Raw genomic sequence first — 23,026 nt, forward strand, 5'->3', positions numbered from 1 at the left:
TTCAAGCAGGATGTTGACGTGAAGATTGCCCATTATGCCTCCCTCTCCTCCCTCGTCTTGCTGCTGGTCGCCGGCACTCAGGCCGCGGCCCTGTTCCATGGCTGGCAGCAGCTCAATGAGACCGAACTGGCCCAGCGCCAGCACGAGCGACTGCAACAGCGGCTCAGCGGCCCCCTGCAAGAGGCGCTGCGCGACTACCTCGGCAGCGGCGATCCCCTGCGCCTGACCGAGGCGCAGGGGGTACGCAAGCAGGCCCTCGGCCAGCTGGAGCAGCAGGATCCCGAGCAGAGCGCCCCCCTGCACACCCTGCTGGAACAGATGGGCACCCGCATCGACGGGGACTATCTGGCGGCGGGCAAGCTCTCCGGCAACAGCCAGTTGCTGCTGCAAAACGCAGAGAACGAGCTGACCACCCATGCCAAGGCCCTGCTGCGTTATGGCCAGCAGGGCGCCACGGGAGACGATCCCGCCAGTGCCGATCGGTATCGGCAGGGGGCCGCCGACCTGCTGGCGACCCTGCCCGGCCTCGGCCACCTGCGTCAGAACTACATGGAGCAAGGGAGCCCCAAGCTGCTGGAAGGCTTGCAGTTCGAGCTCGCCGCCCTGCAAAAGCAGGCGGACATGCTGGCAACCCTGCCGAGCCTGAAGCTGTTCGAGGAGGCTCCCGCCGATGAGTTCACCCTGGGGGAGCCGGCGCGCAAGGAGCTCGGCGATCAGCCCAGAGCCGAGCTGGTCTCCCTGCTCAAGCGCTACCCCCAGGAGCTGGAAAACAGCCGCAAGACGTTGCAACGGCAGCAGGAGGCGCGGCAGATGGTGCAGCAGGACATCCGTTTGCTGCTCAAAGAGGGGGAGACGCTCGGAGAACGGCTCGCCGCAAAGCGTCAGGGAGTGAACAAGGAGCTCGCCGCTATCCTGGGTTCCCTCGCCCTCAGCCTGGTGGTGGTGGCCCTGCTGTTTGCCCTGGTGCAGCGACGCTGGCTGGTGAGGCCGCTGCTGCAACTTCGCGGCGCCTTCCTGCGACTCGACGCCACCGGCGAGGCGCAGATGCTGCCCGAGGGCCGGGAGCGCAACGAACTCGCCGACATAGTCGCGAGCTACAACCGCCTCATCCTGCGTCTGCAGCAGGATCAGCAACAGAAGGCGGGGCAGCTGTCGAGCGTTTCCCTGAGCCTGCAGGAGATGGTGGATCGGGTGCAGGAGATCCATCACAGCACCCGCACCACGGAGCAGGTGGTAGACGAGAGCGGCACCATGATGAGCGAGCTGAACCAGCTCGCCAGCGAGGTCCATCAGGTCGCCGCCGAGATAGCCCAGCACGCCCAGCACAACGAACACTCCATGAGCCAGAGCGAGCAACTGGTGGGGGGCATGTTGGCCGCCACCACCCAGACCGGCCTCGCCATCGACGAGAGCAGCGGTGCCCTGACCCAGCTCAAACGCTCGGTGGAGGACGTCACGGCCATCGTCGACGTCATCGGCCACATCTCCCAGCAGACCAATCTGCTGGCCCTCAACGCCGCCATAGAAGCGGCCCGGGCCGGTGAGCAGGGGCGCGGCTTCGCCGTGGTCGCCGACGAGGTGCGCCACCTCTCCGCCGACACCCAGCGCTCCCTCGGCCAGATCACCGAGATCCTGGCGAGCCTGACCCTGGCCGGGGATCAGCTCGCCACCGTGCTGACCCGGATCACCAGCGAGGCCGCCGGCCAGCGCCGCCAGGCCGAGCAGCTTCGCCAGACCACCCAGACGGTGCGGGAGATGGCCCGCAGCACCGCCGTCATCGCCCTGCAGGGAGCCGACAACGCCAGGAGCCAGGAGCACAGGCTGGCCAGCTTCGCCGCCCTCATCGGTCGCATCAGCCAGCACGCCCGTCAGGGCAGCCAGCTCTCGGTGCAGGTATCGGAGCACATCCACCACCAGGCCCGGCAGATCCCCCGCATCCTGGGGCAGGCCTGATCCCTCGCCACTGATCCGGCATGGGCTGGCGGGGCCCATCTTTTTTCGTGTCACAAAATTATCTGTTACCGGCCGGTTAACAAAGAAAGTTCTGCTTCCTCACCGAGTTTCATCCACGGCAACGGCCATTGCGCCATGAAAGCGCTGTCATCGCCGATATGCGCGGGATCACAGTGTCCACACCAAGGGTCATGATTATTTGCACTCGGTCATATTTTTGAAACTTCAATGGAACTTCATGTTGATATTTCGCACCGCGAACGTACTCTTGTGGTGTCTGGCCGCCAAGGGTTGGACATAAAAAATAAAGATTGTAAATACACAGATACCCCCACTGATGCGCCAAGGCATACAGGGAGGGGCACAGCACAGACAAACGACTCTTTTTTGCCCTGCGGGGCCTTGATTGCAATGCCATTACCGAGCGGCGGGCCCATGCCTGACTGCCGGACACAAAAAAAGCTAAGTCCATAAAATCAGGAGCAATACAAAATGGAAAAAGTGATTTTCAAGCGTGCCGCCTTGAGCGCCGCTGTGGTTGCCGCACTGGCTGCCCCGGGAATGGCCTTCGCCGCCCAAGACACTATGGGTCCGGGTTACGGAAAATCCTATGAGGCGTTTGCCGAAGACGCCAAAGTCACCGGCGGTCTGTTCTACTTCCAGCGTGAACGTGACCGTAAACAAGCACAAGATGCCCATTACAACGATAAGGGCGAGTATGTGCCAGCCCAAGATGGCAAGTACCACTCCAACCTGAGCCATGCCACCACCCAAGCCGCCCTTAACTTCAACTCCGGTTATGCCTGGGATGTGGTCGGTATCGACGTGGGCGGCTTCGGCGCCTATGACCTGGCCGTCGACGAGAGCAACGGCGTCAACGAAGAGAACGAATTCTCCTTCTGGGGCGACAAGTGGGGTTCAGGTGGTGACGGTGTTCCCGAGAATGGCTTCAGCCTCTCCACCGCCGCCCTGAAACTGAAATTCTTCGATGGTGCTGTCACCGCCAAGGGTGGTTTCACCCAGCTCTACGTTCCCGGTATCCTCGGCGTCAACTGGTCCTATCAACCCGGTACCTACCGCGGTGGCCAGATCGAAGGCAACTTCGGTGGTCTCTACCTGACCTATGCCATCGCCGATGAGTACAAGGCGCCCTGGTTCAAGAACACCGCCGGCTTCTCCAAGAGCAGCCCCTATGCCAGCGATCCCTTCACCGACGCGAACAAGATCGACTACATCCACGGTCTGGCCGCTCGCTACACCTTCGAGAACGGCACCGCGGTCACCGGTGGCTTCGGTCAGTCCGAAGGCTACATGGACAGCTACCACTTCAAGCTGGCTCACAAGTTTGACGTGCTGGGTGGCCTCTCCACCAGCTACCAGTTCTACGGTTCCGACACCGACAACAGCGATTACGATGGCCTGGCATGGCAGCAAGCGCTGACCGCCTCCTGGAACTACGCCCAGTACGGCTTCCGTCTGGAAGGTCTGTGGACCAAGGCCGAAGGGGATCTGGGCAACTACCTGCCCCGTCTGACCCGTGGCTACGGCAACTCCCAGGGCGCGAACGAGATCTGGTGGGATTCCCGCTCTGACTGGAACCACAACGACGAGAAGGCGCTGTTCTTCGGCGTAACCCGTACCCTGGACGATCTGGTGGGAGCTCCTGGCTGGGCAGTCGGCGTATCCGGTGCCTACGGCTGGGATGCCAACAACGGCGACAGCTCCCTGGAAGGCGGCAAAGAGTGGGCGGCCAACTTCGACGTCATGTACACGGTGCAAGACGGCAAGCTGAAGGGCACCCTGTTCAAGCTGCACTACACCGACTACAACAACGAGCAGGACGACAAGGGCAGCTGGTACTACCCGAACATGTTCAGCTCCGAGCATGACGTCAAGTTCCACATCATCATGCCGTTCACCATCCTGTAATCGGGAGCGTGAATCATCCGGAAACCGGGCCCTTGGGCCCGGTTTTGTTTTTGGGCGGGGCAGGCTACCATGCCCATCACAGGACTCGACCGTCATCAAGGACACCTGCCCATGCCCCACCCCTTCGTGCTCATCACAGGCTGCTCAAGCGGCATCGGCCTCGCCGCCGCCAGGGCCCTCGGCGACCAGGGCTTCACCGTCATCGCCTCGGCCCGCAGGCAGGAGGATGTGGCACGGCTGCAACAGCTGGGGTTATTGGCGGTGCAACTGGATCTCGCGGATGAGGCCAGCATCAGCCGGGGGGCCGCCGAGGCGCTGGCCCTGGCCGGCGGTCGCCTCTACGGCCTGTTCAACAACGGGGCCTACGGCCAGCCGGGAGCGCTCGAAGACCTGCCCACGGCGGCGCTGCGGGAACAGTTCAACACCAACCTGTTCGGCTGGCATCAGCTCATTCGCGAGGTACTGCCCGCCATGCTGGCGGTGGGAGAGGGGCGCATAGTACAGAACAGCTCGGTGCTCGGCCTGGTAGCCATGAAATTTCGCGGCGCCTACAACGCCAGCAAGTTCGCCATAGAGGGCTACACAGATACCCTGCGCCTCGAACTCGCGGGCACCGGGGTACAGGTCAGCCTGATAGAGCCCGGCCCCATCGACACCCGTTTTCGCGCCAATGCCCGCGCCGCCTTCCTGCGCCACATCGATCCCGACACTAGCCGCCACAGCGCCGCTTATCAGCAGACCCTGAGCCGGCTGGAACGTGAAGGGGGGGCCCGCGGCTTCACCCTGCCAAGCGAGGCCTGCATCCCGCCACTGCTGCATGCACTCAGGAGCAAGCGGCCGAAACACCGCTACCCCGTCACCTTCCCGACCAGGCTGTTCACCGTGCTGCGCCGCCTGCTGCCGAGCCGCTGGCTGGACAAGCTGCTGATAAAATCCGCCTGACTCCGGGCAAGGATTGGGCCCACAACCCAGTCCACCCTGGCATCATTCAGTAGTGCTCGCCCTGGCTGTAACACTGGCTTTTGACAAGGATGGAGAGGGCCTGTACCACCTGGGATCCCTCTCCCGTCCCCCGCTCAGTAGTGCTGACCGTTGCTGTAGTACTGGCTTTTGACGATAGGCAGCACCTGCACCACCACATAGGTCTGCTCCCCCAGTACCGCCTTCAGATGGCGGGTGATGAGGGCGGCGGCGGTATCCTGCATCTCCTGGGGACGCTCGAACCAGACCAGCTCCACGAAGGGGAAACCCGCCTCCACCTGGCCGTCTCGCACCCACTGGCTCGGCACAGACTCCAGGGTGACAAACTCCGGCTTGCCGCCGGTGAGGGCGCAGAGATCCGCCGTCAGAGGGGCGCTTATCTGCTGCAGGGTGTCGACAGAAACTGCCCGAAAGCGAAGGTGGGGCATGGGAAACCTCTTGGCTGTGACGAATGAGGACTTATCATAGGGTTTATTGCCATGAAGCCAAGTCATCCGTTCATATAAGGAGCCCCATGAGATTCCATCGACCGCTGTTCTCCTTCCTGATCTGCCTGCTGCTGCCGCTGCAGGCCCTCGCCGACCCGGCCTTCTATCGCATCGAGAAAGGCAGTGAACAACACTGGCTGCTGGGCTCCATCCACGCGGGCAAACCCTCCCTCTACCCCTTGCCGGATCCCGTGGAGCGCGCCTGGCAACAGAGCCGCGCCCTGGTGATGGAGGTCGACATGACCCATGTCAGCCAGGCGCAGTGGCAGGAGATGGGGGCCATCACCCGGCTCGTCGATGGCAAGACCCTCAAGGATCACCTGCCCATCGACCTCTACCGACGCACCCTGATCGCCGCCGGCCAGAACGGCCTCAATGAAGCCATCCTGACCCCGCTGCGCCCCTGGTTTGCGGCCATCACCCTGACCCAGGCGGCCCTGGAACGCACCGGCTTCAGCGGCCAATACGGGGTGGATCAACACTTCGCCAAGCGGGCGAGCGAGGGGGGCAAACCCATCGTCGGCCTGGAGACCCTGCTGGAGCAGCTCGGCTACCTCGCCAGCGTCGGCGACAACCAGACCCTGATGCTGGAGAGCACCCTGGACGAACTGCCGGAGCTGGAGAAGGGCTTTGGCGAAGTGATGAGCGCCTGGCAAAACGGCGATCAGGCGACCCTGATCAACCTGCTGAAAGAGGAGATGGCGCCACCCAAGCTGCAGGCCTGGCTGGAGCAGACCCTGCTGGCGGAGCGCAACCACAACTGGGTGGCGAAGTGGTCGACCCTGCCCAACGAGAGCTTTATCGTGGTAGGCGCCCTGCATCTTTACGGCGAGCAGGGGTTGCTGGCCCTGCTGGAGCGGCAAGGCTGGCGCATCACCCCCCTCACCGAGCCGACCCCGCCCGCGGCCCAATAAACCTTCTTACCGCGGCCTCCCCTCGCCCCGAGTGAGAGGCCGCTCACAGAACGGATTGCCGGTTAAATAACCACAACGGGACTTGATCGGGATCATCTCCTTCCATCCAAAGAGGTATCTATCATGCCTGTCACCAAGGGATGACAGGAGTGGATGTGATGGAATTCTGGATGAACCTGATGTTTGGCAACAGCGTGGGCCTGATGTCCATGCTGGTGATAATCGGCACCTTCCTGCTGATCAGCGCCTACGCCGTCTACTTCATCTACAAGGTGATGCACGCCAAGCCGCCGACGGAAGAGCAGTAATCCCGCGATGCGGGTGATACACACTCGCCGAGGGAAGTACGGGTCCGGGCGCTCGTTCGGGCGCCCTCTCCCATCTGCAGGCGCCACCTCCCCCGTGCCGTCATTCTAAGCGCGGGCCTAGCCCGCTATAATGCCCCCTCATTTTCATGGGGGGAGCCTGCCGTGCCACATGACGACGAATACTCACTCTTCCTGCAGGAGGTCGCCGATGTGCGGCCCCTTCGCAGCGACCGGATCACGCCCCAGGGGGGCGACAGCGCCCCGACCGAGGCCCAGCTTGCGCGCCGCCAGGCCGCCAGCGCCGGCCCATTGCCCCAGGACATGCTCAGCATGGAGGCCATACCGCTGCTGGATCCCCACGAGATCGCCGGCTTCAAGCGCGACGGGGTGCAGGAGGGGGTCTACAAGAAGCTGCGGCTCGGCAAATACGAGCTGCAGGCGAGCCTGGATCTGCACCAGAAGAGCCTCAACGAGGCGCGAACCGCCCTGGCGCAGTTCATCGCGGATTGCGAACTGCGGGACATCCGCTGCCTGCTGATCCTGCACGGCAAGGGGGAGCGCAGCACCCCGCGCGCCATGCTCAAGAGCCACGTCAGCGCCTGGCTGCCGCAACTGCCGGCGGTCATGGCCATGCACAGCGCCGAGCGCCGCCACGGCGGCAGTGGCGCGCTCTATGTGCTGCTGCGAAAGAGCGAGCGCAAGAAGGCCGAGAACCGCGAGCGCCACCAGAAGCGCCTCCCCTGAGCCCCCTGCACACCCTGGAGTGGCGAGGCACCCGAAGCCGGTGCTAGCATCATGACGCCCCGATCATGCCAGGTACGGGGTGCATACTCTCAGGGACGATAACAAGGACAATCCCATGTCATATCAAAAGCTTGAAAAACATCAGCAACAGTTGCACCGGCTCTCCCACCTCTCCGCCATCTGCGGCTGGGATCAGGCCGCCATGATGCCGGAAGGGGGCAACGAGGCGCGAGCCGAGGCCATGGCCGAACTCGGCGTGCTCATCCACGAGAAACGCATAGCCCCCGAGCTCGGCGACTGGATAGCCAAAGCAGAAAGCGAGTCGCTGGACGCTATCCAGCGTGCGAATCTCGCGGAGATCAAGCGCCACTGGCAGGATGCGAGCCTGCTGCCCGGCGAGCTGGTGGAGGCGTTCTCCTTGGCCGGCAGCAAGTGCGAGCACGCCTGGCGCCGTCAGCGCAAGGAGAACGACTGGGCCGGCTTCGCCCCGAATCTCAAGGAGGTGGTGAAACTGTCGCGGGAGGTCGCTACCTTGCGCGCCGAGGCACTGAACGTGCGCCCCTACGACGCCATGCTGGCGCTGTATGAGCCCGGCATGACGAGCGCCCGGCTGGACGGCATCTTCGGCGATCTGACGAGCTGGCTGCCCGACCTTATCCAGCGCGTGAGCGAACAGCAAAAACGCGACACCCTGCTGATCCCGCAAGGCCCCTTCCCAGTCGCGACCCAGCAGGCGCTCGGCCAGGAGGTGATGGGGCTGCTCGGCTTCGATTTTGCGCACGGTCGGCTCGACGTGAGCAGCCACCCCTTCTGTGGCGGCGTGCCGACGGACGTGCGCATCACCACGCGATACAGCGAGGCCGAGTTCGTCTCCAGTCTGATGGGCATCGTCCACGAGACGGGCCATGCCCGTTACGAGCAGGGGCTTCCGCGCCAGCTGCTGGGCCAACCGGTGGCCGAGGCGCGCTCCATGGGCGTGCACGAGAGCCAGAGCCTGTTCTGCGAGATGCAGCTCGGTCACTCCCCGGCGTTCCTGTCGCTGATAGCGCCGCGCATCCGCGCGCACTTCGGCGATCAACCGGCACTCGATCCCGCGAACCTCGTGAAGCTGTACAACCGCGTCGAGCCGGGCCTTATCCGCGTCGATGCGGACGAGGTGACCTATCCCGCCCACGTGATTTTGCGCTACGAGCTGGAGCGCGATCTGATGGAAGGGTGCATCGAGGTGGCCGACATCCCGGAGCTGTGGGACATGAAGATGCAGCAGTGGCTCGGCCTGTCCACGAAGGGCAACTACCAGAATGGCTGCATGCAGGACATCCACTGGACGGATGGCTCCTTTGGCTACTTCCCGAGCTACACGCTCGGTGCCATGTATGCCGCTCAATTGCGCTTCGCGCTGGAGCGGGAGCTCGGCGAGATGGGCAACCTGATCGCCGCGGGCCGGTTGCCGGAGATCCTCGCGTGGCTCGGCCGCCACATCTGGTCCCAGGGCAGCGTGCATGACACCGACACGCTCATTCGCAACGCGACCGGCGAGGCGCTGAACCCGCAGTGGCTGCGCAAGCACCTCGAGCAGCGTTATCTGAAGTAAGCTTGCCTCGGCACAAAAACGGCGCCCCGAACGAGGGCGCCGTTTTTATCCCTCTTTCCCGCGATATCCCGCCGCCGATTATTTTTCCTATCCCTGTCCGTTTTTGGCTAGTCAGCCTCCGCCTCCCCGCTTAGTCTCAGGGCATCACCCGATCCTGTGGAGTCACCCATGCATAGCGAGCAGCCAACCCAGCAAGACGAGATCATCCCAGGTCTCACCCGCGAGCAGTGTCACGCCGCCCGCCTCGCCCGGGATGCGCGCTTCGACGGCCGCTTCTTCACCGGCGTGCTCTCCACCGGCATCTATTGCCGCCCCATCTGCCCGGCGCGCGCACCCCACGAGCACAACGTGCACTACTTCCGCTTCGCGGCCGCCGCCGAGCAGTACGGCCTGCGCCCCTGCCTGCGCTGCCGGCCCGAGCTGGCACCGGCGCAAGGGGAGGATCTGCCGGAGATGGTCACCCGGGTGCTCTCGCGCATCGAGCGCGGCGAGCTCGCGGACAGCACGCTCGGCATGCTCGCGGCCGAGGCGGGCATCACGGAGCGCACGCTGAGGCGCCAGTTCGAGCAACACCTCGGCGCCTCGCCGAAGCAGGTGGAGCAGACGCGCCGCCTGCTGCTCGCGAAACGGCTGCTGACGGAGACGCACCTGCCCGTTACCGACGTCGCGTTCGCGGCGGGCTTCGCGAGCATCCGCCGCTTCAACGATGCCTGGAGCCACGCCTATGGCCTCTCCCCGAGCGCGCTGCGCAAGCGAGAAGGGGTTCAGCCCTCGCAAAATCAGTCCGAGCCTGGGGCCACGCTCACCCTGCAACTGCCGTATCGGCCGCCGTTCGATGTGCAGACCATGCTGGCGTTCTATCGGCTGCGCGCCATCCCTGGGCTGGAGCGGGTCGACGAGCAGGGCTATGAGCGGCGCCACCGGGTCGGCGAGCAGGAAGGCTGGATCCGTATCGAACCCGGGGTGGGCAACGAGCTGCGGCTGACGCTGCGCGACCTCCCGCCGGGGGCGCTGCCGGACATCCTGTATCGGGTGCGCCGCATGTGGGATCTCGATGCGGACATGGCGAAGATCGGCGAGCGGCTCGGCCAGGATCCGCGGCTCGCGCGGATACAAGAACGCTGGCCCGGGGTGCGGTTGCCGGGGGGCTGGGACGAGTACGAGGTGATGCTGCGGGCCATCGTCGGCCAGCAGGTGTCGGTCAAGGGCGCCATCACCATCATGGGGCGGTTGGTGGCGCGCACTCAGGCGCAGTTCGGGGTCAGCGCGCTGCCGACCCCGGCTCAGCTGTGTACGCTCGATCTGGATGGCATCGGCATGCCCGGCAGCCGCATCCGCACGCTGCAGGGCCTGGCCCGGGCGCTCGCGAGCGGTGCACTCATGCTGAGCACCGCGAGCGATGAACAGTTGCTGGCGCTGCCGGGCATAGGCCCCTGGACGATCGCGTACTGGCGGCTTCGCACCGGCCAGGATCCGGACGCCTTCCCCGCCTCCGATCTGGTGCTGCAAAAGGCGCTCGGGGGCGGTGTGAAGCTGCCGGTCAAAGAGGTGGAGAGCCTGAGCCATGCCTGGCAGCCCTGGCGCGCCTATGCCGCGAGCTGGCTGTGGCATGCCATGAGCGAGCAGCCAGCGCTGCTGATATCACGGGACAACGAGGAGACAACATCATGATCCGCTACGATTTTCTAGACACGGCCCATGGCCCGCTGCTGGTGGCCATCGACGAGACAGGCCTTCGCTACGTGGACTTCGTGGACGGTCTGCGCCCCCTGCCCACTCGGCCAGAATGGCGGCAAGACAAGGATGCGCTAGCCCCATACCTAACCGAGTTCCGGGCCTACTTCGCGGGGGAGCTGCAACGTTTCACCCTGCCGCTGGCCGCCCAGGGCACTGCGTTTCAACGCGCGGTGTGGCAGGCGCTGTGCGACATCCCCTATGGGGAGACCCGCAGTTACGGCGAGATTGCAACGGCCATCGGCAAACCGAGTGCGAGCCGTGCGGTGGGGGCCGCCAACGGCCGTAATCCGCTGTCGATCATAGTCCCCTGCCATCGGGTGATCGGCCAGAACGGCAGCCTGACCGGTTATGCCGGGGGCCTGCCCATCAAGCAGGCGCTGCTGCGCCTCGAGGGGATCGCCGTCTGATCTCGCACGCAATCATCCACCACGCAGTTCATTGCTCCGCATCGGCGAGGGGCCAGGTCCCTCGCCACAGGTCCTGTCAATCCCCAGCCACACCCGCACCAAATGGAAGCGCCCTGGCCAGATAGCCTCGAGCTCCTGGACATAACCGGTTGAATACCAAGACGTTCTCGCGATAGTCCCAGACCCGTGGTTCGGGGGGGACCATATGGGGTAAAAACTTGCCCATGACGGGCATCAAAGCGAGGTGAGAACGAGCGTTTGGGCGAATACTTCGAGTACCGGGATGACACCGTGCGCGCGCAACGGGCTAGTCTGTCGAGCCCACGGCTTGCTTCCCGGCGATCCGGTCGCGGCCCATGGGCTGCGATCTGCTTGAAACGAGGAGGAAACATGGCCACTCCAGTCTCCGTCACGAAATTCCAGGTGAGATCCCACGGCTCCCCTGACGAGGTCCGCACCCCGGACAAGACCCGGGTTGAGGTCGTCAAACTCGATGGCTACACCATAGGTCGGTTCAACTTTGCCCCCGGCTGGCGCTGGTCTGAATGCGTCAAACCTGTCGTCAAGACGGACCAATGCCAGCTCTCCCACGTGGGTTACGCCGTCTCGGGGTCCATCACGGTCCGCCTGACGGACGGCACCCTCAAGACCATCAACGCCGGCGAGTCCTACACCATACCGCCGGGGCACGATGCCTGGGTCGAGGGGGATCAGCCGTTCGTCGGCATCGAGGTATTGAGCGCCGATCAATACGCCAAGCCCTAGTGTGTCGAGTGCAACGCATTCGTTGCCCTCGAACCGCCGGTGGGCGCCCGCCCACCGGCACAGACAGACCCGCAGCGCCCACCTTGCCCTCTTCCACGATGCCGTTTCACCAGCTCCCAGGCTCTATGATTGAGGAGCGGGGCTGCACCTTGGCCTCGCCGTGCATTGAACAGGTTTTTCAACTCGCAAAGGAGAGAGCAGATGAAATTCATGCATGCAGTCGTCCTCTCGCTGTCGGTACTGCTGGTGGTCGGCACCCCCTCCTGGGCCACCGCCGGCGCCCAGGTGATGACCCAGGCCGATCTCAAGTGGAAGGAGATGGGCAACGGCATAGCCGCCGCCCCGGTGTCCGGCGACATGGCCAGCGGGCCGAGCCGCTTCTTCCTGAGGTATCCGGCGGGACTGGTGACGCCAAATCATCACCACGACGCGGATCACTATGTGACCCTGGTGTCGGGGGCTGTCACCCTGACGGTGGCGGGCAAGGAGCACCGCCTCGGCCCCGGCGACTTCTTCGCCCTGACCGACAAGGTGCCCCATGTGGCCAAGGTGGAGGGCACCGAACCGGCGCTGTTCTTCATCCAAGCGGACGGTCCCTGGAATGTGGTGATTGAGAAATAAACGGTATGATCGACGGCGGGGCCCTCGGGGCCCGCCGGACTCCGATTTCCCTGCGCTTCCTCTCCCTCATTCCCTCCGACTGGCGGCCGCCTCAGCGCCGCATCGTCAGCCAGCCGTGAAACCCCAGGGCCTGAAAGTAGCGCTGCCCAGCGGTGAACCCGGCCTCTTGCAACAGTCGCTGCAATTGCCCCTCATCGAGGGGGATAAAGTCATCGGCGAGCCGCTGCATCATGCGCTCGCTGGCCGCCATCGGCAGACCGGCTAGCCGCGACTGTTGGCCCATGATGGCGCGCTCCCAGGGATCCGCCGCTACCATGAGATCCGCCAGCAGCAGCGGGGAATCAGCCTTGAGCTGCCAAGAGATAGCGGCAAGCAATGCCGCCTTGGCATCCTCTTCCAGAAAGTGCAATACCAGCAGGCAGAGTGCGGCATTGCAGTGCAGAGAGGCTGTGGGTAGTTCCCCCAGCAGCCAGCTAACCCTGTCTCCCATCCCGGCCTCGTCGGCCCGCTGACGCGCCTGGGCCAGCATGTCCGCCGAGATATCCTGGACGACAAAGTGCCAATCCGGGCAGAGCCTGCCGAGCAGCACCAGCTCACTGCCCGTGCCCACCCCCACCAGCAGCACCTTGGCTTCTTCCCCGAGCCGCGTCATCAGCTGGGCTGCGCTCAATTGATGCAGCAGCTCATAACCCGGCACCAGCAAGGGAATGCGCTGGTCATAGGCCAGCGCCCCCCCCCCTTCGAATCGCTCCGTCATCTCTCACTCCTTGGTTGAACCCTTGTGATAAGGGCTCTAGCTGGGAGAAGGTAAAGCCCTATCTGGGTGATCACTGCCGTGCCTACGTCCAGGCCAGTGGGACTTGGGCACGGCCATAGGGCGGGAAAGGGGATTAGCTGTTTCGCTCCCGCAGCGCCGGGTTGAATACCCGCTTGACGGAAGGGGGGTTGGCCGCGAGTTTCCCGGCGGGGCGGCGGGGACGCCTCACCAGTTCGCCGCCGCAGTTCGGGCAGATCTGGTGCAGATAACGTTCGTTGCAATCGCAGCAGAAGGTGCACTCGAAGGAGCAAATCAATGCCTCGTCGCTGCCAGGGGGCAAGTCCTTATCACAACACTCGCAGTTGGGCCTGAGTTCCATCATGGGCAACCTCTCGATCAAATGAAAAAAGGGATTAGGGTCAGTCGACGATAAAGAGGCGGGCGCCCAGCTCGGTGAAGGATCGGTGGGGCTCGGCGTTGTCCGCCACCTGATAGCTCATCCCCGCCGTCAGAGTGAAGACGCGGCCATCCTCCAGCTCGGTGTGCAGCTCCCCCTCAAGGCACAGCAGGACGTGGCCCTTGCTGCACCAGTGATCCGCCAGATAGCCGGGGGAATACTCCACCATTCGCACCCGCATGGGGCCAAAGTGCTGGGTGTGCCAGCGGGCAAAGCCGTGCTCCCCCTTGTATTCGGTAGGCGGGATCTCGGCCCAATTCGTGGTGCAAAACGGCAGGTTAGTGATTTCCATGGCAAGGTCCATTGTCTAGAAAACAATCGAGAAAGTAGTCGAGAGAATAAAGGCGCCACCCGGCACCCGAGTAAGCGTGGTCAGTCGATGGGATGCCTGCTTAAAAACGCCTTCACCAGGGCCAGCACCTCGGCCTCTCGCTCCCGGTGGGGCAGATGACCGCAGGCTGGCAGCAGCGCCATCTGCGCCGCCCCGCTCACCCCGCCGGCAATGGCTTGGGGGAAGGCAGGCGAGCCAAATTCGTCCTCCTCGCCGTGGATGACTAGCACGGGGCAGTGGACATCGGCGAATCGGGGTATGAGGGACCAGTGGCGAAACACCGGGCTGAGCCAGGTCTGGGTCCAGGCATCCAGCACCCAGCGGACCCGCTCACCGTGCCATCTTGTGAGTCGCCCGAACTGCGCCCCGTCTTCGAACCCTCGTTTGGCCGCCCGGATCCCGTCGAGGGTGCGTTCCTCCACGAAGGCCTGCGCCGACTCGCTGATCACAGCAAGGCAACCGCTGCCGGGTTGGGAAGCCTCAACCAGCGCCATGGCGCCCCCCACGCTGTGGCCAAACAGCAGGTAGCGGCTCAGACCGAGAGCTTTGATGAGGGTGGGTAGATAGAGACTGGCCTCGTCGTCGATAAAGCTCGTCTTGGCAGGCTCGTGCTGCCGCGAGGATTGACCGAAACCGAGGCGATCGTAGGCAATGACGGGGCGCTGGAGGCAGGCTGCCAGGGCAGCGGGAAAGTCCCGCCACTGGGCCACGGAGCCGAGGGAGTCGTGCAGCAGGATCAGGGGGGCCTTGTCGGCACGGACGGGGCGCCATTGGCGTACGAAGAGGCGTCCACCCGGGACGCTGACAAAGCAGTCCGCGACGCTCAGCGCCGCGCTTTCTTCGACTTCCATATCGAATATCCTGATTCGAGATGAGGTGAGGAGGGCGAGTGGCTGCCAGCGCTCCCTGCGCCAGCCGCTCACCCTCATCGGCAGCCCCCAACATGCCCTCTCCCGCCGTTTGGTGCAAGGGCTAACCCGCTCACCTGGCACCATCAACTACCAGTTCAGATAATACTCCTCCGGGAAAGGACCACCCTTGTAGTTGATTGGAGCATTGGCTCTCAAATTTGGCTGCTTGATCAACTGTTTGATCATTTCGGGGATCATGACCATACCGACATATTTCCCCAGGCATTCGTGAGCACCAAACCCAAAGTTGAAGTGATGATACCAGTTCCGGTTGGGCTGAAACTCATTCGGGTTGTCATGGGCGAAACTGTCAAACATGGCCGATTGCGTCAACAGCAATACATTGGTGCCTTTCGTGATCTCGGTTTCATAATAAGTACCTTTGGCAACCCGACAGGTCATGGATGCCTGCCTGAACAGATAAGGTGATATGGGAACAAAACGCAGTGCCTCCCACACCATGGCATCGAACAGATAAGTGTCCTCCTCGCTGGCCGCACTGCGCAGTTGTTTTAATTTATCAGGCTGGTTGATAAAAAATTCCAATGTCTGGGAAACGGCTTGCGAGGTAGTCTCAATAGAGCCGATCAACAGACCGCCGACATTGACCCCTTTACGGGTGAAGCCGAAACTCACCTCATCGGCAAAGTGGCTCTTCAAGATACGGCTGGTCATATCATCGCGGGGCAAATCTGGTTTGCCTCGACGGAGGTACTCCCAGGCTAACCGCACATAGTAAAATAATTTAAATGCACGGTTTTTAAGACTCTCCAGTTCAATAGATATTGTTTTCCTCACTAACAACTCAGCTATATATTTCGACAACTCTGCAGACACCTTGTTGTGCTCTTTCAGAATGGTCTGGTTCAACTCTGCCGAATTCAGATCGAAAGGCTGGTTGTGGAAGGCATCATACTGATTCCAAAACGACCAGCGCAACAGGGCGCTGGTATCGACGCCGTCCAGGCCAAAATACTCCTGTACCAATAATGCAGGAACCTGACGGCAATAGTGATTGACGACTTCCAATTTACCGTCACTTTTTTCAATGATCTGCTGACAATGTTTCCCCACCAACTGACGAATGGTGGGCAGGTCATCACGATTTAAAAACCCCTGCATGATCGATTTCTCCCGATAATGAAGTGCATCATCATCGTGAGCCATCAAATAACCTTCATCTTGCTCAGTCACCCCCATCTTGGATTTATAGAGTGCCACAGTAAATACTTTTGGCATCGACAGCATGTCGACGACGTCCTTATAGCAAGCAATCAATGTGCATTCTGGTGTCACCAGGATCGGTCGTGCAACCCGCAACTGAGCAAAAAATGGCAAGGGCTCGGTTTTCATCCATTGCTGCACCAAGGGATATTTATCCTTTTCGTCAGCGGCATCATATTCGGCCAGATAGTCACGTTTGCTTTCATTCTCTGCCAGATTGGTGTTCATCATGATCTCTCTCCTTACAAGGTTTTCAGGAATTCAAGCAATGCGTTGCGCTGCTCTTTATCCATCGCAGGCAATATCGAACCATCTGGCTGAGCGGTGCGACCGGATGCATATTCATGCCCCCCGTTGCTGTTACCCGGTAAACGGGTATCAAAATTGAAGCCCTGATAGCCTTGGTATTTGAAGCCCACCTTTTTCGGATCAAACTCGCGTTTACCGACCATGAATGTCGTCGGTCGATATTCCAGCTCTGCCCCTTCCGGATCTCCCGCGCGTTGGGCCGGCAACAAGAGATCGTACAGCGTCGGCACCGACCCATTGTGCAAGTAGGGGGCGGTAGCCCAGATACCATTGAGAGAACGGGCTTTATAGGACAATAAGGATGCATAAGGCTGCGCCGTGGTGTCCGGGCTGTAATTACCGACTTTCACCGAGCTTTTAATCGTATTTTCCGTCAATGAACTGATCAGGGTGTATACCCAGTCGAGGAAGCGCATCAGGAAGTTCTTGTCCGGATCCGGGGTGGCCACCACGCCGGTGGTTGCCGATGTCAAAATCTGCACCACTGGGGCTTTTTGACCAATCACCACAGTGCCCACATCAACCTTTTGGTAGGTGTTGGCAAAATTACCGGAATATCCCTGATAGTTGACGCTGTTCTGCGCCATCTTCCCATCGGTATTGATGTTGTCCAAACTGCTCATACGGGCGACAACAATGCGATCCCAGTTGTTGCGGTCCGTCAGCTCATGGCAGGAACTGCAATATTGCTGATAAAGCAGTGCCCCCTGTTTGACTTTTTTCTCGTCGATTTGCCACTCATTGATATCCAACCCTTGCTGCTTGAGCGCCGCACTGGCATCAATCCAACGTGGGGATTTCAGACTTTTCAGATGCGACTCCAGTCGACCGAGATTGTATAAATCGATGGAGGAGTCGAAAGTCATCTGCTTTTGCTTACGCTCTTGGCCGCTGAGCCTGGCCCCCAATGCATCGAGGCTGAACATGCTGGGGTTGTTTTCCCGCCAATCCAGAATGCCAAAGACTCCGATGACCTCGCCTGCATTGCGACCTATCGGGCCGAGTCCGCCATTGCTGGCGAGCCCGTTCCATTGCACATAGTCAGACTGGGCGATGTCCCACAAGAAGGGGTAACTGACCGGTGCATCTGGCGGATTAAAGAATGCATCGCGGATATAAAGCAGCTCTTTCATCCCAAGATTGGGGTAGCCTGCCTCTTTCGATTGCAACCGCTCCAACACCTGAGAAAACTGAACGTCCCCCATAATGGTGTCATTCATGCCTGCCAATACCAGCGTGATCTGGCTCTCGGTCAGCAGTGGCCGGCCCACTGGCGTCGCCACTGAACGCAATATGGTCGCGGCCTGTTCTCTGTTGATCACATGCTGTAAAACCCGGTTGTAGATCCGCCCAAAGGCATCCAACCTGGCGTAACCATAACTGCTGGCCGGTTTGACGTGGTTAACGGTGTTATAGACAGCGATGACAGAGGTCCATTTTTGCAGATCCTGGCGGATCACATCTGGCTTGTCATAGTCATTTTTGCGCGCCTGAACCCGCGCAATAAAGCGTTGCAGCTTGGCATTGTCATCCAGTGTGGCCTGCATGGCAGCCTGCAAATCGTGCAGGAAGCGGTCCATATCTGCCATGCTGGGGCCGCCATCGATGCGAATAGCTTGCTGGCCATAATTGAGCTGACTGGTATGACAGGCGGCGCAGGTAAACCCAAAATAATCGCGGCCTTGATAACTGTCTTTGACAAAACCGACGGGAAGCGCATCAGGATTAAAGCGAGAGGCCTGCTGTGGCAAATAACGATGGCGATCGATAAAGCCGTTATCGGTAATGAGCGATTGAGTGTCCGACTGCTCCAATGAGACAAAGAAGTCATATGGCATCAGGCCTGATCCTTGCGTGGTGTTGTAAAACCACAAGCTGTCGGCAGCATCCCAACCTTGTTCTATATAGAGTGGCTGCGCATAATTCTCATCGAGCCAGCCTTGCGGCAACGCAACGGCACCACGATCAGGCTGATCATCCCACCCCTCATAGGTTTTAATCGCGGCCACCCATAACAATGAACCAATTAAAAAAATAACCGCACCAATAATTACCCATTTCAATGCTTTACGAAGTTTTGCTTTTATCTGCGAAGCCTGACTTTCTCCATAATTGAAATTTTCAACTATCTCACGCAATAGATTGATATAAGCCCGGTTATCCTGAGTCATTTTTAACATCCTTGTTTATATCGGCCATCCGAACTCAATAACCGCTCAGAGCAGGGAGCTGACTGGTCGTGTATCGAAGTGGGCAATGGCAACTTGGCTAGGTGGCATACGGGCCTGTTCAAGCAGGGATGACATCCTATCTATACCCTATGGAAGAAATCTCCATTTGAATCGCCATGTTGATAACTCATCTTTAATGACAAATTAGACAATAGCAAGTTTGATGCTGGCAACTGGAGGCACAAGGCAATCCCCCCTCAAGGCATGACTCGATGGGCCGCTCGCGTGCAGCCATCGACACGGGGGGATGGGGGTTATATGCCCTAGGGTTTCCCTGTTAAAAAGCCCCGAGTGTCACTGTCACTCGGGGCTTGAGGTCTCATCTGAATGGCCAGCGTCGGCGGCACTGCCTTAATCGGCCATGCCTTGCACTCCCAGGTGCTGCCGCTCTTCTTTGGCTGATACCTTGCTTGCAGACAATCCCCCTGAGCCGCGACTCAGCGTTTCAGGCTTCCCATCACCTGCATCTCGCAGCGTTTGCAGTCAAAGCGCAGCCGGAAACTGTCCTTGCCCATCTTGAGCTCCAGCGGCTCGGGTTTGAGGCCCGGCACCTCCTTGGGACAGAGGTTCTGGCTGTAGCGGATGCAGTGCTTGGTGACCATCAGCACCACTTCCCCCTCCTCCTGGTTTGCCTCGTAGGCGGGGGCGATGCGATCCACCCCGTGCTCGCGGAAGAACTGCTCGGCGGCCCCGTTCAGCACGTTGCCGAGGTAGGATAGCCGATGCTGGGGATAGGTGACGTCCCGCAACGGGACGCGTCGCTCGGGACGCTTGTAGGCGGCGAGGCGCGCCGCCTCCAGGGCTGCTATGCCGTCCCGGCGCAGGCCGTTGAGCATGGACGCGGCAAGGAACAGGGGGTTGGTGAACGCCAACTCCAGCTTGCGCGCCACGAACAGGGTGTTGCCGAGCTTGGCGAGCTGATCCCGCGCCTGTTGCTGCGCCCGCTCCGGGTTATCGGCAATCTGCTTGTCGCAAATGAGCGTCACGCTGGCCGCAGTGCCCTGCTCGTCCACGAGATCGAGCCTCACCCCTTGCTCGCACTCGGACAGGCGCATATCCACCCGGATGCGGCGATCGCTGCTCGGCTTTTCCAGCTGCTTGCTGAAGGCTTGATCGTGGTTGCGGTAGATCTCGGCCCCAACCTTGAGGCCAGGCATGGACTCGGAGAGGAGCAACTGCTTACTCCCCCCTTTTGTTTCGACCCTGTTGAGGCGCATCCCCACCAATTCCCCCCCCGACTTGAAGAAGCCGAGGCCATCGCCGTTGTTCAGGGTGATCCCCTGGCTCTCCAGCGGGCGCCCGTCTAACTCTATCCCTTCTTTGCTGACGCGAGTGACCCGGCCCAGGGGCTCCCCCAGGTACTTCGGGCTGCGGGGGGAGTCTATGTCTGGCTGGCGGCCGTGGAGGAAGTAGTCGGTAGAACCCCGGTTGAAGCTCTTCTTCGGATCCGGAGTGAAGCCATAGGTGCAACGCCCGGCGGAGCTCGCCACCAGATCCGGGCGCCGATCCAGGATGGCGTCCAGCTTCTGGCGATACCAGGCGGTGACGTTCTTGACGTAATCCAGCCCCTTGAGGCGCCCCTCAATCTTGAAAGAGCGGATCCCCGCCTCGATCAGCGCCTCCAGATTCGCGCTCTGATCCATGTCCTTGAGGGAGAGCAGATGACTGTCTGCCACCAGCACCTCCCCGTCCGGCTTTTGCAGGGTGCAGGGCAACCGGCAGAGCTGGGCGCACTCCCCCCGGTTCGCGCTGCGACCGGTACGGGCGTGGCTGATGTTGCACTGGCCGCTGTAGGAGACGCAGAGCGCGCCGTGGATGAAGAACTCCAGCTGCACCGAGGTCTGCGCACTGATGGCGCGGATCTGCTCCAGCGACAACTCGCGGGCCAGCACCACCTGAGAGAAGCCGACGTCCTGCAGAAACTTCACCTTCTCCGGGGTGCGGTTGTCGGTCTGGGTGCTGGCGTGCAGGGCGATGGGAGGGAGATCCAGCGCCAGCAGCCCCATGTCCTGCACGATGAGCGCATCGGCACCGGCTTCGTAGATCTGGTGGGTGAGACGCCTGGCCTGCTCCAGCTCGTGGTCGTGCAGCAGGGTATTGAAGGCGACGAACACCTGGGCACCGAAACGGTGGGCGTGGCGTGCCAGCGCCTCTATGTCGCCCAGGGAATTGCCGGCGGCGCTGCGGGCGCCGAAGGCAGGGCCCCCCATGTAGACGGCATCGGCACCATGGTTGATGGCCTCGATGCCATAGGCGAGGTTCTTGGCCGGGGCCAGCAGCTCCAGGCGGTTGTGATGGGTCTGATCGTGCATGGCGTCCGGTTCTAAGGGCAGCAAATGGCCGCCACTCTAGCGAGACTCGCCAGCCTCTGCCTTGATCCCGCTTAAGATCACCGCAAGATACAGGATTGGATCAGCCCTGTGTCAGTGCCCCTCATCCCCAGCCCTTCTCCCGCGAGGGGAGAAGGGAGCAGACAGTCAGATCTTCCTTTAGATAACGACTTTCAAGGCCAGCCCCAGCAGCACCAGGCCGCTTACCTTGTCGATGACGAAGGATTTCGCCTTGAGCCAAGCGAGTACGGGGCCGCGGGACAGCACCAGGGCCACCAGCACGTACCAGAGCGCATCGATACCGCCGGCGGTGAGCATCATGATGCCCCCCTCCCGCCAGCCGGTGTCCGCGTGCACGAACTGGCTGAACAGGGCGATGAAGAAGATGGCGAGCTGGGGGTTCAGGAAGGCCACCATAAAGCCCTCGAAGGCCCCCTGACGACCGCGCAGGCCGTGGGCTTCCTCTTCCACGGCGCCGCTGGCAGGCTTGGCGAGCAGCGCCTTGATGCCGAGCCAGGCGAGGAAGGCGGCGCCGACGTAGCGAATGATGTCAAACAGCGCAGGGGTCTGGGTGATCAGCACCGAGAGGCCGAGGGCCGTGATCAGGGCATAGATGCCGACCCCGAGCCCGTGGCCGAGGGCCGTCGCCACCCCGTGTCCCTGCCCGCCCTGCACCGTATTGTGGATGATCAGCGCCAGGCTGGGGCCCGGACTGATGGCCCCCATGAAACAGACCGCCGCCAGCGCCAACCAACTCGTGAATTCCATACCTGCCTCTATCTCGAATGAAGATGAATACCGACCCTCAGGGTAAGGGGGACGAGATCATGCAAGAAGTGAAAGTTATGAATAGATCTCATAGCCAATGGCTATGATGCAGCACGAGTCACCATTCAGGTGAACAGGAAAGGATAAACCGCTGCCATGCTCAGAAGCGGCCCCTGCCCAGGGTCTTGCGGCTCTCGCCGACCGTGTGTTGCAGATGATCCCGCAGGAAGGGATAGGCCAGCTCCCGGAACCAGCGGTGGGCCGGATCCTGATGGTGGCGCTGGTGCCACAGCAGATGATATTGCTGGGGACGGGTGGCAAAGGGGAGATCGCAGAAGCTCAGCTCATGCTCCCGGGCGAGCTGCCAGGCGATGTGGGCCGGTGTGGTCATCAGGCAGTCGGTGCGCAGCAACACCTCCACCGCAGCCTGGAAGAAGGGCACCCGGGCAAACCAGCGCCGGGCCAGCCCCTGGGAGGATAGCACCCGCTCCACCGGGCTGTCCTTGTCACCGCCCCCGCTCACCTGCAGGTGGGGCCAGGCGAGGTAGTCATCCAGGGTCGGCGCCGTGCCCGAGAGTGGATGCTGGCGCCCCATCAGCATCACCAGCCGATCCTCCCCCTGATGCAGGCCCCGGATCTGATCCGGCACCAGATCCGTGATGGTGGAGACCAGATCCAGCTCGGATTGCCACAGCTGCGGCAACTGGCGCTTGTCCCAGAGGCTGTATTCGAGGGAGGCCAGCGGCGCGGCTCTGGCCAGGGCCGCGCAGATATCCGGCAGGATGTGCTGGGCCACGTAGTCCGATGACGCGAGGCGGAACACCCGCTCGCACTGCCCGGGTTCGAAGCGGGGGGCCTCGTAGAGTCGGTCCAGCGCACCGAGGGAATCCGCAAGGGCCGCCGCCAGCCCCTCCGCCCGCGGAGTCAGCAGCCAGCGCTGGCCTTCGCGCACCAGCAGCTCATCGCCAAATTCGGCGCGCAGCTGGGTCAGCTGCTTGCTGATGGAGGGCTGGCTCAGGTGCAGCAGCTCCGCCGCCCGGCTGATGTTGCGGGTCTCCAGCAACACCTTGAGAGTGGGCAGCAGGTTGAGATTCGCTTTGTGCACTGGGATCACCTCGAAGCAGGGCGCGGGCCTGGAGCCTTGGGCCGAAAATGCCATCTTACGGCAAGGCTGGCGGATAATTTAAGAAAAATCATCCTCTTGCCCGTCTCATCCCACGACACCGAACACCGCAGGATGACAGCCAGATGACACTGTTCGGCCCGT

At 61.7% G+C, this 23,026-nt stretch carries 21 protein-coding genes; 11 read left to right on the forward strand and 10 right to left on the reverse strand.

Annotation, left to right across the window (positions count from 1 at the left end; all coding sequences use genetic code 11):
* The first annotated feature begins 18 nt into the window (after window positions 1–18).
* From ACRCYW_RS12095 to ACRCYW_RS12105, 3 genes are all read left to right on the forward strand, one after another.
* Complete coding sequence (locus tag ACRCYW_RS12095; RefSeq protein WP_438550333.1) at window positions 19–1,953, forward strand: methyl-accepting chemotaxis protein; 1,935 nt, start codon at window positions 19–21, stop codon at window positions 1,951–1,953.
* Between the two features lie 492 nt (window positions 1,954–2,445).
* A complete protein-coding gene (locus tag ACRCYW_RS12100) occupies window positions 2,446–3,882 on the forward strand; it encodes an OprD family outer membrane porin (RefSeq protein WP_438550334.1) in 1,437 nt (478 codons plus the stop codon).
* Window positions 3,883–3,993: 111 nt separating this feature from the next.
* A complete protein-coding gene (locus tag ACRCYW_RS12105; protein WP_438550497.1) occupies window positions 3,994–4,824 on the forward strand; it encodes an SDR family oxidoreductase in 831 nt (276 codons plus the stop codon).
* Between the two features lie 134 nt (window positions 4,825–4,958).
* Here ACRCYW_RS12105 and ACRCYW_RS12110 read toward each other — a convergent pair whose 3' ends face one another.
* Window positions 4,959–5,291 (reverse strand): DUF1904 family protein, encoded by a 333-nt coding sequence (locus ACRCYW_RS12110; RefSeq protein ID WP_438550335.1) that lies wholly within the window; start codon window positions 5,289–5,291, stop codon window positions 4,959–4,961.
* 86 nt (window positions 5,292–5,377) lie between these two features.
* Here ACRCYW_RS12110 and ACRCYW_RS12115 point away from each other — a divergent pair, with 86 nt between their 5' ends.
* From ACRCYW_RS12115 to ACRCYW_RS12150, 8 genes are all read left to right on the forward strand, one after another.
* Window positions 5,378–6,265, forward strand: coding sequence for a TraB/GumN family protein (locus ACRCYW_RS12115; protein ID WP_438550336.1), 888 nt, complete (start codon window positions 5,378–5,380; stop codon window positions 6,263–6,265).
* 158 nt (window positions 6,266–6,423) lie between these two features.
* Complete coding sequence (locus ACRCYW_RS12120; protein ID WP_434666082.1) at window positions 6,424–6,573, forward strand: DUF3149 domain-containing protein; 150 nt, start codon at window positions 6,424–6,426, stop codon at window positions 6,571–6,573.
* A gap of 162 nt (window positions 6,574–6,735) precedes the next feature.
* A complete protein-coding gene (gene smrA, locus ACRCYW_RS12125; RefSeq protein ID WP_438550337.1) occupies window positions 6,736–7,317 on the forward strand; it encodes a DNA endonuclease SmrA in 582 nt (193 codons plus the stop codon).
* A gap of 115 nt (window positions 7,318–7,432) precedes the next feature.
* Window positions 7,433–8,911: a carboxypeptidase M32 gene (locus tag ACRCYW_RS12130; protein ID WP_438550338.1), complete on the forward strand. Its 1,479-nt coding sequence runs from the start codon at window positions 7,433–7,435 to the stop codon at window positions 8,909–8,911.
* Between the two features lie 168 nt (window positions 8,912–9,079).
* Entirely contained in the window at window positions 9,080–10,582 is a 1,503-nt protein-coding gene (locus tag ACRCYW_RS12135) for a DNA-3-methyladenine glycosylase 2 family protein (protein WP_438550339.1), read from the forward strand.
* Entirely contained in the window at window positions 10,579–11,055 is a 477-nt protein-coding gene (locus tag ACRCYW_RS12140; protein WP_438550340.1) for a methylated-DNA--[protein]-cysteine S-methyltransferase, read from the forward strand. Before ACRCYW_RS12135 ends, ACRCYW_RS12140 begins: the two co-directional genes overlap by 4 nt.
* A gap of 390 nt (window positions 11,056–11,445) precedes the next feature.
* Window positions 11,446–11,820, forward strand: a complete 375-nt coding sequence (locus ACRCYW_RS12145; protein ID WP_438550341.1) for a cupin domain-containing protein — start codon at window positions 11,446–11,448, stop codon at window positions 11,818–11,820.
* 201 nt (window positions 11,821–12,021) lie between these two features.
* Window positions 12,022–12,441 carry a cupin domain-containing protein gene (locus ACRCYW_RS12150; protein WP_438550342.1) on the forward strand — a complete coding sequence of 140 codons (420 nt, stop codon included), beginning with the start codon at window positions 12,022–12,024 and terminating at the stop codon, window positions 12,439–12,441.
* A 91-nt stretch (window positions 12,442–12,532) separates the two neighbouring features.
* On the opposite strand, the gene ACRCYW_RS12155 is transcribed toward ACRCYW_RS12150, so the two are convergent.
* The 9 genes from ACRCYW_RS12155 to ACRCYW_RS12195 form a co-directional block, all read right to left on the reverse strand.
* The gene (locus ACRCYW_RS12155) at window positions 12,533–13,198 is read right to left on the reverse strand and encodes a class I SAM-dependent methyltransferase (protein ID WP_438550343.1); all 666 of its coding nucleotides are present in this window, start codon (window positions 13,196–13,198) and stop codon (window positions 12,533–12,535) included.
* 133 nt (window positions 13,199–13,331) lie between these two features.
* A complete protein-coding gene (locus ACRCYW_RS12160) occupies window positions 13,332–13,580 on the reverse strand; it encodes a DUF1272 domain-containing protein (RefSeq protein WP_438550344.1) in 249 nt (82 codons plus the stop codon).
* Window positions 13,581–13,617: 37 nt separating this feature from the next.
* Window positions 13,618–13,947 (reverse strand): DHCW motif cupin fold protein, encoded by a 330-nt coding sequence (locus tag ACRCYW_RS12165; protein ID WP_438550345.1) that lies wholly within the window; start codon window positions 13,945–13,947, stop codon window positions 13,618–13,620.
* Between the two features lie 80 nt (window positions 13,948–14,027).
* Window positions 14,028–14,837, reverse strand: coding sequence for an alpha/beta fold hydrolase (locus ACRCYW_RS12170; protein ID WP_438550346.1), 810 nt, complete (start codon window positions 14,835–14,837; stop codon window positions 14,028–14,030).
* A 147-nt stretch (window positions 14,838–14,984) separates the two neighbouring features.
* On the reverse strand, window positions 14,985–16,352 hold the full coding sequence (locus tag ACRCYW_RS12175) for a cytochrome P450 (protein ID WP_438550347.1): 1,368 nt from the start codon (window positions 16,350–16,352) through the stop codon (window positions 14,985–14,987).
* 11 nt (window positions 16,353–16,363) lie between these two features.
* A complete protein-coding gene (locus tag ACRCYW_RS12180) occupies window positions 16,364–18,601 on the reverse strand; it encodes a di-heme-cytochrome C peroxidase (protein ID WP_438550348.1) in 2,238 nt (745 codons plus the stop codon).
* A 497-nt stretch (window positions 18,602–19,098) separates the two neighbouring features.
* Window positions 19,099–20,973 (reverse strand): peptidase U32 family protein, encoded by a 1,875-nt coding sequence (locus ACRCYW_RS12185; RefSeq protein WP_438550498.1) that lies wholly within the window; start codon window positions 20,971–20,973, stop codon window positions 19,099–19,101.
* A 177-nt stretch (window positions 20,974–21,150) separates the two neighbouring features.
* Window positions 21,151–21,759 (reverse strand): LysE family translocator, encoded by a 609-nt coding sequence (locus ACRCYW_RS12190; protein WP_438550349.1) that lies wholly within the window; start codon window positions 21,757–21,759, stop codon window positions 21,151–21,153.
* A gap of 160 nt (window positions 21,760–21,919) precedes the next feature.
* On the reverse strand, window positions 21,920–22,864 hold the full coding sequence (locus tag ACRCYW_RS12195) for a LysR family transcriptional regulator (RefSeq protein WP_438550350.1): 945 nt from the start codon (window positions 22,862–22,864) through the stop codon (window positions 21,920–21,922).
* Between the last annotated feature and the right edge of the window lie 162 nt (window positions 22,865–23,026).

The organism is Aeromonas sp. (assembly GCF_051657805.1).
GTDB lineage: Bacteria > Pseudomonadota > Gammaproteobacteria > Enterobacterales > Aeromonadaceae > Aeromonas.

What these genes read in the sequence shown, in the direction of transcription:
- ACRCYW_RS12145 (WP_438550341.1), top strand. Translation starts at nt 11,446, where the DNA reads ATGGCCACTCCAGTCTCCGTCACGAAATTCCAGGTGAGATCCCACGGC.
- ACRCYW_RS12150 (WP_438550342.1), top strand. Translation starts at nt 12,022, where the DNA reads ATGAAATTCATGCATGCAGTCGTCCTCTCGCTGTCGGTACTGCTGGTG.
- ACRCYW_RS12170 (WP_438550346.1), bottom strand. Translation starts at nt 14,837, where the DNA reads ATGGAAGTCGAAGAAAGCGCGGCGCTGAGCGTCGCGGACTGCTTTGTC.
- ACRCYW_RS12165 (WP_438550345.1), bottom strand. Translation starts at nt 13,947, where the DNA reads ATGGAAATCACTAACCTGCCGTTTTGCACCACGAATTGGGCCGAGATC.
- ACRCYW_RS12185 (WP_438550498.1), bottom strand. Translation starts at nt 20,973, where the DNA reads ATGCACGATCAGACCCATCACAACCGCCTGGAGCTGCTGGCCCCGGCC.
- ACRCYW_RS12110 (WP_438550335.1), bottom strand. Translation starts at nt 5,291, where the DNA reads ATGCCCCACCTTCGCTTTCGGGCAGTTTCTGTCGACACCCTGCAGCAG.
- ACRCYW_RS12140 (WP_438550340.1), top strand. Translation starts at nt 10,579, where the DNA reads ATGATCCGCTACGATTTTCTAGACACGGCCCATGGCCCGCTGCTGGTG.
- ACRCYW_RS12160 (WP_438550344.1), bottom strand. Translation starts at nt 13,580, where the DNA reads ATGATGGAACTCAGGCCCAACTGCGAGTGTTGTGATAAGGACTTGCCC.
- ACRCYW_RS12135 (WP_438550339.1), top strand. Translation starts at nt 9,080, where the DNA reads ATGCATAGCGAGCAGCCAACCCAGCAAGACGAGATCATCCCAGGTCTC.
- ACRCYW_RS12120 (WP_434666082.1), top strand. Translation starts at nt 6,424, where the DNA reads ATGGAATTCTGGATGAACCTGATGTTTGGCAACAGCGTGGGCCTGATG.
- ACRCYW_RS12190 (WP_438550349.1), bottom strand. Translation starts at nt 21,759, where the DNA reads ATGGAATTCACGAGTTGGTTGGCGCTGGCGGCGGTCTGTTTCATGGGG.
- ACRCYW_RS12105 (WP_438550497.1), top strand. Translation starts at nt 3,994, where the DNA reads ATGCCCCACCCCTTCGTGCTCATCACAGGCTGCTCAAGCGGCATCGGC.
- ACRCYW_RS12115 (WP_438550336.1), top strand. Translation starts at nt 5,378, where the DNA reads ATGAGATTCCATCGACCGCTGTTCTCCTTCCTGATCTGCCTGCTGCTG.
- ACRCYW_RS12180 (WP_438550348.1), bottom strand. Translation starts at nt 18,601, where the DNA reads ATGACTCAGGATAACCGGGCTTATATCAATCTATTGCGTGAGATAGTT.
- ACRCYW_RS12130 (WP_438550338.1), top strand. Translation starts at nt 7,433, where the DNA reads ATGTCATATCAAAAGCTTGAAAAACATCAGCAACAGTTGCACCGGCTC.
- ACRCYW_RS12175 (WP_438550347.1), bottom strand. Translation starts at nt 16,352, where the DNA reads ATGATGAACACCAATCTGGCAGAGAATGAAAGCAAACGTGACTATCTG.
- ACRCYW_RS12100 (WP_438550334.1), top strand. Translation starts at nt 2,446, where the DNA reads ATGGAAAAAGTGATTTTCAAGCGTGCCGCCTTGAGCGCCGCTGTGGTT.
- ACRCYW_RS12155 (WP_438550343.1), bottom strand. Translation starts at nt 13,198, where the DNA reads ATGACGGAGCGATTCGAAGGGGGGGGGGCGCTGGCCTATGACCAGCGC.